The organism is Bacteroidales bacterium (genome assembly GCA_029210725.1).
Taxonomy (GTDB): domain Bacteria; phylum Bacteroidota; class Bacteroidia; order Bacteroidales.
Genome location: JARGFM010000011.1, coordinates 1 through 12,289, shown reverse-complemented (window position 1 = coordinate 12,289; position 12,289 = coordinate 1). Strand labels below are relative to the sequence as shown.

The following is a 12,289-nucleotide window of genomic DNA, read 5'->3' as shown; positions in this document are numbered from 1 at the left end:
AAAGACGGGGGCATCGTTGGCATTATACACATGAATCGTGAAAGTGGTGTCCACATCCACCGTTCCGTCATTTACCCTCAGAGTGACACTGTGATAACCTACCTCTGAATTGCCCGGTGTTCCACTCAGAACCTGTGTGCCTGCATCAAACAATAACCAGGCCGGCAGGAGGGGGGCACTGTAGGTAAGGACATCTCCAATATCCGCATCCGTGGCAGTCACCGAAGATAAATAGAGCACATCCTCCGTGGCCACCGTATCCGGAACCGTAGTAAAGACAGGCGGATCATTGACATTGCTCACCGTGATGGTAAAAACCTGATCCACATCCACCGTTCCGTCATTTACCCGGATCGTGACTTCATGAGCGCCCACATCCTCATTCCCGGGAGTCCCGCTTAATAATTGGTTGCCGGGATTGAAGGTAAGCCAGGCGGGCAGGGGATCGGGGGCACTGTAGGTAAGCACATCGAGCTCGTCCACGTCTTCGGCAACGGCGGTATATTCATAGAGCACCTCTTCCGTGGCCTCTGTCACCGGTACAGAGATAAACACCGGTGGTAAGTTCTGGGCAAGGGTCCCAGCGACCAGGACAAGCAGGATTAATATGGATAATATGAGCCTTTTCATATTCTCTTTCATCCTGCAAGTTGCAATAAAAAATTTCTTCTTTAAAATAAAATTGACCAATTAGCCGCTGCCCGCCAGACAGCATTTCATCCAGGTGACGAACGGAGCAGGCAGATTTCAGATTAATGATATGAAAAAGAGCCGGATAAATGGTGAATATATGTGCCGGCAGCAGAACAATCCGCTACCGGGGCTCTGCAGAACAGAGCTTCAATTTTGACTAATTTTCAAATGGAATTCCCTTCAATGTTCTGAACTTCTTACGACGGTTCTGGCGTATTTTTAGGAGAAAAAAAACAAGCAAAAGCAGCAGGATAAATGTCCCGGTAATGGCTGCCTGCCAGCTTCTGGTTTCGGGACTGGAGAGAAGAATAACCTCGTGTTTGATCAGGAAGCCCGTAAGCACATTAATCAGGCACTCCGGAATTAATCCGATCGTGGTTCCCGCCAGGTAGGAGCGGATGGTGATGTTGCTCAGCGGAAAGCTGAAATTGATCAGATTGGTGGGGAGGATGTAGATGCCCCGGCTGAATACCACGCTCCAGAGCCCGTAATTTTCAATTCGTTTGTTGATCCGCCTGATCAGTTTCTTTTTCCCGTATTTTGTTCTGAAATAGTCCGAAAAGGCTGAGCGGACCATAAAAAACGAGGCCAGGACCGAAAGCAGGTTGACGACCCAGCAGATCAGGAGGGCCGGAGTGAAATCCAGCAGGAAACCCATGGCCATGGACAGATAGAAGACAGGGAGCCCGGTGAGGGTACTGAGCAGGGTAAGGACACTGATTAACAGCACCAGGTAAACCATCCGTTCATCGCCTGCCATGATCCTCTCAAAGAGCAGGGTCCGGGCATCTGTGCCTGCGGTAAGCCAGAGAAAGGCCCCCGCCGTGAGCAGGATAAATACGATGATAACGATACGCAACTGTTTCACTGCATACTGTTTAAGCAGGCTTTACAATTCGCCTTTATGCCGGTAGAGGTAGAGCCAGCCTGTATAGAGCCGGTTGGTATCCTCTTCACCGGTTTGTGTGCCGGAAGTGCCGGTACCGGTGGTGCTGCCCGTCGTGTTATTCCCCCGGTTCAGCTTCCATTGCTCAATAATGTTCGGATCGCTGAATTCCATGCCATCATAGCCCATGGCTTCCACGACAAAATAATACTGTCCTTCCGGGGCCTTCCGGTTACTATCGTGCATATTCCCGTCCCAGCCGTCCCAGGAGTAGATATTTTGAATCTTTCTTTTGTAGACCATTTTCCCGGTCCGGTCCACAATGGTGACCCTGCACGATTCCAGCGACTGGTGCTTGAAAACAAAATAGTCATTGATTCCGTCGCCGTTGGGGGAGAATACATTGGGAATTTCCAGCTGGGAGGGTGCAACGTGAATGCCTTCCGCCACCCTGAAGGTATCCGTACAATTTTCTTCACTGATGGAGATCATGTACGGATAGTAATACTCGTCGGCGGTTTCGTAGGTAAATTCGGTTACGGTCTCCAGGTCGTAGGTGGTCTCTGTCTCCAGGACTCCCCCCACCGTGTCCAGGTAAACCCATTGGTAGCTTTCCCCATTCAGGGATTCATTGATGAAGCGGACAGTAAGCATGGCATCCAGACTTCCCTCCCCGGGGCTCCAGTCGCCAGACAGATCCGGGGTGTATTCCCCGGTCACTTTGTCCAGGTATTCCATGCTGAAGCTGGCGCTGGTCTGAATGCTCTCGTAGAAGACCTGATCCACGGCGGTCATTCCGAACTCATCGGTGGCAGTGAGGTAATACTCCGTATCCTTATAAGGTGGTTTATAGGAGATATTGGGCCGCAGCACCAGGGTGTCATTGGGAATGTCCAGTTCATTGTTGTCAGAGGTCCACTTGAAAGAGTAATCGAGGACCCTGGTGATCATTTTATGTGATACAAGATCCCAGTATTTAAACGTATCCGGGAAAACATATCCGGCAATGGCCACAAAGTCGCAGGTATAAAGAAATCCCGGCAGTGTCCCCTCGCTGGTTTGCACCACACTGTCGCGTAAATGATCCAGCATGACCCACGACATATAGGTGACATCGGTACCTGTTTCGTTCCAGATCCGGACCCTGTACCCCCCTTCATCCAGGTTGGATACCGTGGAGGAGCCGGCTCCCGTTTCACTGCTGAAAGCCGGATCAAAACCGTTGACCGCCGGATTGTACCTGCTCCATTCAAAATTAAAGGGCCCTGCTCCCTGGTAGGTGGCAGTCAGGGATCCGGGATTGCTTCCGCTTTCCGGCTGGTAGAAGACAAAGAGGGGGTCTTCTGCAGGATTTCCCGGCAGATAGGTCAGCGTATCCACATGATCGGCAGAGCCTGAACTTATTTGTGCCACGGTATCCTGCCCCAGAACCAGGGCCGCGATTACTGCCGCTGCCAGGCACCTGAGATACTTTTTATCAACCGCTCCGGGTAGTGTCATGACAGATGTTTATTCTATAAACGAATTATTGCCAAATTATTATACAAACAAAGGGGCCGTAAAAATGCAACATTTAGCTCAACTGTGCAATAAATTATCATATCACCTGCGATCAGCGTTGGATATTATCCATCAACATATATTATCTTAGTCAGCCCATAAAAACAGAGGAGCAGGTGGAAGAAATCAGGCAGGACTTGAACGAGGCGCAGCAGGAAGCGGTACTAAATTACAAGGGACCGGCACTGGTCATTGCCGGCGCAGGATCGGGCAAGACACGGGTATTGACCTACCGGATAGCCTACCTGCTTTCCATGGGGATCAGTCCTTCGAGAATCCTGGCCCTCACCTTTACCAACAAGGCGGCCAACGAAATGAAGGAGCGGATCGCCACCATGGTTTCGCTCGATCTGGCCCGCAGCCTCTGGATGGGGACCTTCCATTCCCTCTTTGCCAGGATACTGCGACGGGAGGCCGGGGTGCTGGGTTTTCCTTCCAACTTTACCATTTACGACACCATCGATTCACGCAGTCTGGTGAAAACCATTGTCCGGGAGCTCGGCCTGGATGAAAAGATCTACAAGCCCGCTGAAGTATTCGGACGTATCTCAGCTGCCAAGAATAACCTGGTTACCCCGGATGTTTACCTGGGCAGCGGTGAGTTTCAGGTTCGCGACCAGATATCGCGCCGTCCGCGGCTGGGCGAGGTGTATGACCGTTATGTGAAGCGTTGCAAACATTTTGGCGCCATGGACTTCGACGATCTGCTGCTGCAGACCAACCTTCTGTTCAGGGATCATCCGGCGGTGCTTGACAAATACCGGGCGACCTTCGATTATGTGCTGGTGGATGAGTATCAGGACACCAATTACTCCCAGTACCTGATTGTGAAGAAACTATCGGAGCTTCAACGTAACCTCTGTGTGGTTGGGGATGATGCCCAGAGTATCTATTCGTTCCGGGGAGCGCGCATCGAAAATATCCTGAATTTTAAGAATGACTATCCCGATTACCGCATCTATAAGCTGGAACAGAACTACCGCTCCACCCAGACCATTGTCAAGGCGGCCAACAGTGTCATTAAAAAGAACAGGGGGCAGATCTCCAAGGAGGTCTTTTCCAGAAATGAAAGCGGAGAACCCATCCGGGTACTAAAGGCTTCGGACGACCGGGAGGAGGGCTACCTGGTCGCCGGGCATATCTCCGATCTGCGTTTCAGAGAGCAGCTGGAGCATAAAGATTTTGCCATTCTTTACCGGACCAATGCGCAGAGCCGGATCTTTGAAGAGAGTCTCCGGCGGATGAACATTCCCTACAAGGTTTACGGTTCACTGTCTTTTTATCAGCGCAAGGAAATTAAGGACCTGCTGGCCTATTTCCGGCTCACCGTCAATCCGAGGGACGACGAGTCGCTCAAACGGATCCTCAACTACCCCATGCGGGGGATCGGGAAGACCACCCTGGAAAAGCTGAACGGCTATGCAGAAAAGCTGGATTCCCCCATCTGGGAGGTACTGACGCACCTCGACCAGGTCAATCTCGGCTTTAACAGGGGAACCCTGAATAAGCTGCAGGGCTTTACTCAGATGATCAGGAGTTTCAGGCAGCGGCTTCCGGAGATGGTAGCCTTCGACCTGGCCTATACCATTGCCAGTGAGACCGGCATCATCAGTGAACTTCGGTCGGACCGTACCCCGGAGAATGTGAGCAGGTATGAAAACATCGAGGAGCTGCTCAACGGGATCAAGGTTTTTACGGATGACCCTGACAGGGAGGGGGAGATGAATCTGGGCAGTTACCTGCAGGAGGTGACCCTGATGACCGATGCGGACCAGGAAAAGGAGGAGGACAAGAACAGGGTGACTATCATGACGATACATTCGGCTAAAGGGCTCGAATTTAAACACCTGGTAATTGCGGGGGTGGAGGAGGAGCTCTTTCCCTCACAAATGAGCACCGATAATCCCAAAGATCTGGAAGAAGAGCGCAGGCTGTTTTATGTGGCACTGACCAGGGCGGAGAAGAGCGCCGTGATCACCTACGCGGCCCAGCGTTATAAATGGGGCATCCAGAATGCCTGTTCACCCAGCCGTTTTATCAAAGAGATTGATCCCCGTTACCTGGAACTTCCTCCCGATTTCTATCCCGTGCTTCCGGGCAGCGGCAGGGGCGAGGGTGAAAAGGAAAAATTTGTTCCTGAAAGCTACCGGAGAATCATGGAGAAGAAGCAACAGCCATCCCAGGTCCGTCCGGGAGGCCGCAATCTGGTAAATGTGAACCAGGCAGTCTCTCAGACCCCTGAAGATTTCACCCCCTCCGATCCCGGAATGATCCGGGTGGGTACCCGGGTGGAGCATCCCCGTTTTGGAATTGGGGAGGTGCACCAGCTGGAGGGAACCGGTTCCAACATCAAAGCCACCGTGCTATTCCCCATCGGAACCAAACAGCTATTACTCAAGTTTGCCAAGCTCAGGGTGGTGGATTAAAAAGAAAGAACTACTTTTGTAAAAATTTCAATCCATGACATACGATTATAATTCCAGCCGGGATAAGTTGATCCTGCCCGAATATGGGAGGAATATCCATAAAATGGTGAACCATATTAAAACCATCAAGGATCGTGACGAACGAAACAAGGCTGCCCGCACCGTGATTGGAGTGATGGGAAACCTGAATCCCCACCTGAGAGATGTCAACGATTTCAAGCACAAGCTTTGGGATCACCTGGCCATCATTGCCGATTTTGATCTGGATATAGATTCGCCTTACCCCTGGCCTGAGCCCGAGTCCCTGAAAAGCAAACCTGAAAAGGTTCCCTATCATCAGCACCGGATTGCCAAGAAGCATTATGGCCGTTCCATTGTCCTGATGATCGAGAAGGCTGTTGCACTGGAGCCTGGTGAGGAGAAAGATGACCTGGTAAAGATGATTGCCTACCATATGAAGAAATCTTATCTTACCTGGAACAGGGAAGCAGTAAGCGATGAGGAGATCTTCGGGGATATGAAGGTCCTTTCCGGGGGTGTTCTGGAGGTGAATCCGGAACTGAAATTACCCGAAACTAAAGATATCCTTGCCAAGAACCGTCCCGTCGCCCCCAAGCAGAAGAGTGGAGGTAAAAAGGGGAAATACAAGCAGCAGTACTATCAGCATCAACACAAGCAGTAGCCAGCACATACCTGTTCCATGGGTAAGTTCATTATTGAGGGAGGACATGGACTGAAAGGGGAGATCACTCCCCAGGGTGCTAAGAATGAAGCACTTCAGATTTTGTGTGCCACGCTTCTGAGCCCTGAAGCGATCACCATACACAATCTTCCGCGCATCAAGGATGTATTGCTCCTTATGGAACTACTCCGGGATATGGGTGTGGATGTTCGGCAGCTTTCCCCTTCCAGTTATCAGTTTCGTGCGGCAGGAGTTGACCTGGACTATTGCCGCACCGAGGCCTTTATCCGGCAGTCGGCGTCTCTGAGGGGATCGGTTATGATCCTCGGGCCCTTGCTGGCCCGCTTCGGGAAGGCGGTACTGCCCAAGCCGGGAGGGGACAAAATCGGACGCAGAAGGCTCGATACACATTTCCTCGGATTCCTGGCCCTGGGAGCCAGTTTTGATTTTGACCATGCCGATCACTTATATCAGGTGAATGCCTCCAGGCTGAAGGGTGCCTACATGCACCTGGATGAGGCTTCGGTTACCGGGACGGCCAATATAATTATGGCCGGTGTGATGGCAGAGGGGGATACCACCATTTACAACGCGGCCTGCGAACCCTACATCCAGCAGCTCTGTCATATGCTGGTCCGGATGGGAGCTTCCATAGACGGCATCGGATCTAACCTGCTGACCATCCATGGCGTGGATAGCCTGGGAGGAACCGAGCATACCATACTGCCCGATATGATTGAAGTGGGCAGCTTCATTGGGATGGCTGCCATGAACCGATCAGAGATTACCATCAAAGAGGTGGCCTTTGAGCAGCTGGGCATCATCCCCAATGCGTTTCAGCGCCTGGGAATTTGCCTGGAGAGGAGGGGAGACGACCTCTTTGTACCGGCCCGGGATCACTATACCATTGAAACCTTTATCGACGGGGCCATTATGACCATTGCCGATGCTCCCTGGCCCGGTCTGACTCCTGACCTGCTGAGTGTTATCCTGGTTACAGCCACCCAGGCCAAAGGGAGTGTACTGATCCATCAGAAGATGTTTGAGAGCAGGCTCTTTTTCGTGGATAAACTGATCGACATGGGAGCACAGATTATTCTTTGCGATCCTCACCGGGCCACCGTAATCGGACTGGATCACAGGATTCGGCTGCGCTCGACCACCATGTCCTCGCCCGATATACGGGCGGGAGTGGCCCTGCTCATCGCAGCCATGTCGGCCGAAGGAACCAGCACGATCTATAACATCGAACAGATCGACCGGGGCTATGAGAACATCGATATCCGGCTCAATCAGCTGGGGGCCTCCATTCGCCGTGAAGATTAATCCGCAGGATTTTCTACTTTTGCATCACAACCCTAACTTTGATTATATGAAAACTCTATTGTATCTTCTATGGACCTCATTGTTCCTGGTCTCCTGTGGATCCAGGGGTGGAAATGCCACCGTAACAGAAGCTCCGGGCGGGGTAAAGAACGGGATAAAAACCGGAATAAATATTGGTGAAAGAGCCCCTGAACTGGTCTTTGAATCTCCCGCAGGGGAGAAAATCTCCCTCTCATCACTCCGGGGTAAGATGGTCCTGATTGATTTCTGGGCCGCCTGGTGTTCCCCCTGCCGGGTCGAGAATCCCAACCTGGTAAAGAGCTACCATCGTTTTAAGGATAAAGAATTTGTAAACGGATCTGGTTTTACGGTTTACGGGGTGTCCCTGGACCGGACCAAAGAGGATTGGGTGGCAGCCATCGAAAGAGACGGACTGGAATGGGAATCCCACGTGAGCGATCTCAAATACTGGCAATCCGTTCCTGCAGCCCAGTACGGGGTGATGGCCATCCCGGCAAACTTCCTGATCGACGGGGATGGGATCATTCTGGCCAAGAACCTGAGAGGGGAGTACCTCGATAACAAGCTGAAAGAGTACCTGAAATAGCCCTGCCTTCCCCATGGCCTGATCCTGGTCTCTGCGGCCCGGAGAGCATCCTGCGCAGTTCGGCCGGAGCTGTGTGAACTAATATTTTATATATTAGCCCCCTTACAAAATCTGGAATATGAAAGCTGCACACCCTGTATTGATGATAACAATCGCCCTTTTCTCCCTTTGGCCCCAGGGTGTTAATGGTCAGCAAAGCGGGGATTCGGAGATGCTTCGGGAAGAAGTGTCGACAGGTCTCCAAATAGGAGACCGGGCGCCTGAACTGGTTTTTGAATCTCCGGCAGGGGAAACCATTTCCCTGTCCTCCCTCCGGGGTAAGATGGTCCTGATCGATTTCTGGGCTGCCTGGTGCGGCCCCTGTCGCCGGGAGAATCTCAATCTGGTGAAGGTATATCGCCACTATAAGGACAAAGAGTTTATAAACGGTTCCGGGTTTACAATCTATAGTGTTTCCCTTGACAGAAGTAAAGAAGCATGGACTGCAGCAATTGAGAAGGATAGTCTGGAATGGGAATCGCATATAAGCGATCTGAAAGGATGGCAATCCGCCCCGGCCCTGGAGTACGAAGTTTCTTCCATTCCGGCAAACACCCTTATCGACGGAGACGGCATCATCGTTTCCGTGGGCCTGCGGGGGTATTATCTGGAAGATAAGCTGAAGGAACTTCTTAAATAGGGAAAGCGCTTATTCAGGGACTAAATCCATAATATTCAATAATTTACTTGACAGATACAGGGCTTCTGACGTAACTTGGCTGTACAATGTAATGACAGACAGTTATGAGTAAACAGAAGCGTATTTCAAGTACTGTGATTCAGTCCTTATTCAGAAAAAGTTCATAATTGTCCGGATTCACCAGAGTCGTGCTGTTGACAGGATAGTTTTTGGTGAAGGTGAGCGGAATTTTTGCTTTTTTGGCGGGGTTCCATTTGAATTCAAAAGCGTCGATCTTGCCATCGGATTCCTCCAGGTAATCAATTTCCTGCTGTTGTTTGGTTCTCCAGAAATATTTGTAACCATGAAATCCCTTGAATGCATTGAGCTTATGTCTTTCAGACACCAGGTAATTTTCCCATAATGCACCTGCATCACTTCTTGTTGCCAAAAGATCCAGGTTTCCAACCAAAGTATTGCGAATCCCGTTATCAATGAAATAAATCTTCTTGTTCTTTTTTATCTCGTTGCGATGGTTCCTGGAAAAGGCAGGCAATTCAATAATAATATATGATTTCTGCAGCAGGTCCAAATAACGTTCAACTGTATGGGATGAAGTACCGGCTTCTCTGGCTAATTCCGATATATTCACTTCACTTCCAAGCTGCCAGGCCAACAAAGTGACTATTTTCTCCAGTTCTTTGGGTTTCCGGATATTTCCATATTTGAATACATCCTTGTAAAGGTAGCTGCTGCTTAGTTCCTTTAACAGCTCCTTCTCTTGTCCCGGATTCATAACAATTTCCGGATAGGAACCAAAAATCAACCTGCTCTCAAGCTGTTGAATTTCCTTTCTGAGTCCGTGATATGCCGACATCTCAGAAAAGGCTACCGGGAAGAGGAAGATTTCGAATTTGCGTCCGGTCAGCGGCTCATTCATCTTATTTGCCAGTTCAAATGCCGATGAACCTGATAAGATTGGACAAATACCAGGCAGGGCATCGATGATGATTTTTATCTTTTTACCAATCTGCTCGATTTCCTGGGCTTCATCAATAATGAGGTATTTATTCTTTCCAATAACTCTTTTTAAGCGTTCTCTTGAGTTGTCGGATAGCAGGGCTGCATCCGCATTGTCATCTCCGTTCAGCCATAGATATTCTCCATTCAGCTGAGGCGTAAGCATATTTAGCAGAGTCGTCTTACCGCATTGGCGCGGACCATAGATGATGATGGCTCTTTGACGGTTTAGTTGCCTTGTGATTTTCTCAAGGGGTATGCGTGGAATCATAAGCGAAATATAGCAATATCCAATATAAGTTCAAAATAGTTATAACAATTTTGAAGATAAGGTAAAACTGGTTATACTTCTCAATCCTCACGCGACGCGAATTTGTGCTTACAGGGGTGGTCGGCACCCTGGGCATCGCCTCCGGCTTTTCCTCTTCGTATCATACTGAAGTCCAACCTGGTAAGCCCCGATCCCCACTGCACCACCAAAGAGGCTTTTGAAAAGAACTCTCCCTGTGTGTCCTTTGAGATTATGGACATGGTCCGGGCCTGTCCCCCTGGACTGACGGTGATTGACGCTTCGACCTCCATGGAGGGGAATGGACCTTCCGACGGCGACCTGGTCAAGACCGATCTGATCATTGCCGGGACCAATCCCCTGGCCACCGATATGGTGGCTGCAGGCATTATTCCTGAAGGTTTAGTATATTGGGCCCCATACTAAAACTTGAATATGAAGATTGTCTACTACATGATACTGGCAGCCGGCTTTATGTTATTCTCCTCTAACCAGCAGGCCGGAGCTCAGGGAAGTGATATTCCCCTAAGGGCGGCAGAAGAGGTGGTGAAAGCCATCCGTATCGGACAGGTTGCCCCGGATTTACTGCTGGAATCTACCACGGGGAAACAGATTTCGCTGCACTCCCTGCGCGGAAAGATGGTGCTGATCGATTTCTGGGCTGCCTGGTGCCCCCCCTGCCGCCGGGATAATCCCTATCTGGTGGAAATTTATCGCAAATACACGGACAGGGAGTTTGTAAACGGCTCCGGATTTACCATCTATAGTGTGTCCCTTGACCGGGACCGGGATGACTGGGTTGCGGCCATTGAAAAGGACAGCCTGGAGTGGGAATATCATGTGAGCGATCTGAAGGGAAGATATTCAGAGGCGGCCATTGAATACGAGGTTTCGTCCATCCCTGTTAACTTTCTCATCAATGGCGATGGCGTTATCCTGGCGGTAGGCCTGCGCAGGCATTACCTGGACGACAAACTGAACGAATATCTCAAATAGATCCATAGCCTTTAGCCACTCAGATTACAGTTTTTTAGTATGGCCTGCAACAGCTTCTGTTTTCATCACTGTTTTCGGAGTGATTTATTAGAATTGAGAAAATCAGCATTTTAGGAGGTTGATTTCTACGTTTTTGGGTGTCCCATTATCTTGTAAGGGTGTTAGTTAGGGAGAAAAAGAACAAAGGCGGGACGGTAAGCGTGCCGGTCCTTAATATTGTACAGATCAATAATAGCGTGCCGGTCCTTAATATTGTACAGATCAATAATAGCGTGTCGGTCCTTAATAGCGTGCAGATCAATAATAGCGTGTCGGTCCTTAATAGTGTGGCGGTCCTTAATGGTATCAGTACTAACTTGTAGCAAGGACTTTCCGCTTAATGAGGAGCGGGTCCACATTGATCTTCAAACCGAAATTGCTTTTTTTTGGCCCCTGATGTGGGGCTGCAGGATCTAACAGAGAGATGCTGGTTCCTAATTCTTTCATCATTCTATCATGATCATCGGTCCATTCCAGACCCAGTATTTCGGTAAGGAACAGATATCTCTTCTTTGCTGCCAGAATATTATTTCTTGAGAAGTAATAAAACAACTTATCATGGTCGATCCTATCTGTCGTCTGAAAGATGGCCTTTCCAAGCTCAACAATGCCACCGGAAAGTTGCGGTTTGGTAGCCACATCCACGATTGTCCTCTCCAGATCACTCACCATGGCTTGTTCGCTCTTGTTGATCCAAAGGCTGCTAAAACCGAAGAATCGGGTTGCATCATGGTGAATAAATTGATATGTGATTCCCCTGTGTGTTCTGATGGACGGTTTAATTTGCCTTTTGGTGACCACATATTCCTTGTCTGCGGATTGGAGGGTGAGCCCATGGATCTTCATTGCTGAAGCATACCCGATATAATACTCCTTATTCTGCATGATGTATTTAGCCACAAGGTTTCTATCGGGAACGTAGGATTCCGGATTAGCATTAAAAGGAATAATGAGATATGTATCACGTACTACTTTAAGCAGCATCCCCTGGCGTAGCATTTCTGTAAGCAGTCTGGTTAAGTACAGCCTGTTTCATTCCGGGAATGCCCTAATCACATCCTGAGTGGTAAAACCCAGCTTGTTTTTGCCCAAAAATTCCTTGATAAT

12 protein-coding genes are annotated in these 12,289 nt (G+C 49.7%); 7 read left to right on the top strand and 5 right to left on the bottom strand.

All coding sequences use genetic code 11. From position 1 onward, the window contains the following. The 3 genes from P1P86_07620 to P1P86_07610 all read right to left on the bottom strand — a co-directional run. Nucleotides 1–642, bottom strand: a 642-nt coding sequence (locus P1P86_07620) for a putative Ig domain-containing protein (GenBank protein ID MDF1575041.1), incomplete at its 3' end; no start/stop codon positions are given. A gap of 208 nt (nucleotides 643–850) precedes the next feature. Then, on the bottom strand, nucleotides 851–1,561 hold the full coding sequence (locus P1P86_07615; protein ID MDF1575040.1) for a VTT domain-containing protein: 711 nt from the start codon (nucleotides 1,559–1,561) through the stop codon (nucleotides 851–853). Between the two features lie 21 nt (nucleotides 1,562–1,582). Continuing rightward, entirely contained in the window at nucleotides 1,583–3,079 is a 1,497-nt protein-coding gene (locus P1P86_07610) for a gliding motility-associated C-terminal domain-containing protein (GenBank protein MDF1575039.1), read from the bottom strand. A 176-nt stretch (nucleotides 3,080–3,255) separates the two neighbouring features. Between P1P86_07610 and P1P86_07605 the strand changes: the two genes are divergently transcribed. The 5 genes from P1P86_07605 (at nucleotide 3,256) to P1P86_07585 (ending at nucleotide 8,859) form a co-directional block, all read left to right on the top strand. Further along, on the top strand, nucleotides 3,256–5,565 hold the full coding sequence (locus P1P86_07605) for a 3'-5' exonuclease (protein MDF1575038.1): 2,310 nt from the start codon (nucleotides 3,256–3,258) through the stop codon (nucleotides 5,563–5,565). 34 nt (nucleotides 5,566–5,599) lie between these two features. Continuing rightward, entirely contained in the window at nucleotides 5,600–6,247 is a 648-nt protein-coding gene (locus tag P1P86_07600; GenBank protein ID MDF1575037.1) for a DUF4290 domain-containing protein, read from the top strand. 18 nt (nucleotides 6,248–6,265) lie between these two features. Beyond that, on the top strand, nucleotides 6,266–7,573 hold the full coding sequence (murA, locus tag P1P86_07595; GenBank protein MDF1575036.1) for a UDP-N-acetylglucosamine 1-carboxyvinyltransferase: 1,308 nt from the start codon (nucleotides 6,266–6,268) through the stop codon (nucleotides 7,571–7,573). A gap of 46 nt (nucleotides 7,574–7,619) precedes the next feature. After that, nucleotides 7,620–8,180 carry a TlpA disulfide reductase family protein gene (locus P1P86_07590; protein MDF1575035.1) on the top strand — a complete coding sequence of 187 codons (561 nt, stop codon included), beginning with the start codon at nucleotides 7,620–7,622 and terminating at the stop codon, nucleotides 8,178–8,180. A gap of 118 nt (nucleotides 8,181–8,298) precedes the next feature. Further along, nucleotides 8,299–8,859, top strand: a complete 561-nt coding sequence (locus tag P1P86_07585; protein ID MDF1575034.1) for a TlpA disulfide reductase family protein — start codon at nucleotides 8,299–8,301, stop codon at nucleotides 8,857–8,859. 139 nt (nucleotides 8,860–8,998) lie between these two features. Here P1P86_07585 and P1P86_07580 read toward each other — a convergent pair whose 3' ends face one another. Further along, a complete protein-coding gene (locus P1P86_07580) occupies nucleotides 8,999–10,129 on the bottom strand; it encodes an ATP-binding protein (protein MDF1575033.1) in 1,131 nt (376 codons plus the stop codon). A 102-nt stretch (nucleotides 10,130–10,231) separates the two neighbouring features. On the opposite strand from P1P86_07580, the gene P1P86_07575 reads away from it, so the two are divergent. Beyond that, nucleotides 10,232–10,573, top strand: a complete 342-nt coding sequence (locus tag P1P86_07575) for a DUF362 domain-containing protein (GenBank protein MDF1575032.1) — start codon at nucleotides 10,232–10,234, stop codon at nucleotides 10,571–10,573. 9 nt (nucleotides 10,574–10,582) lie between these two features. Next, nucleotides 10,583–11,143 (top strand): TlpA disulfide reductase family protein, encoded by a 561-nt coding sequence (locus P1P86_07570; GenBank protein ID MDF1575031.1) that lies wholly within the window; start codon nucleotides 10,583–10,585, stop codon nucleotides 11,141–11,143. A 351-nt stretch (nucleotides 11,144–11,494) separates the two neighbouring features. Here P1P86_07570 and P1P86_07565 read toward each other — a convergent pair whose 3' ends face one another. Further along, entirely contained in the window at nucleotides 11,495–12,166 is a 672-nt protein-coding gene (locus tag P1P86_07565; protein MDF1575030.1) for a type IV toxin-antitoxin system AbiEi family antitoxin, read from the bottom strand. Nucleotides 12,167–12,289 lie beyond the last annotated feature (123 nt).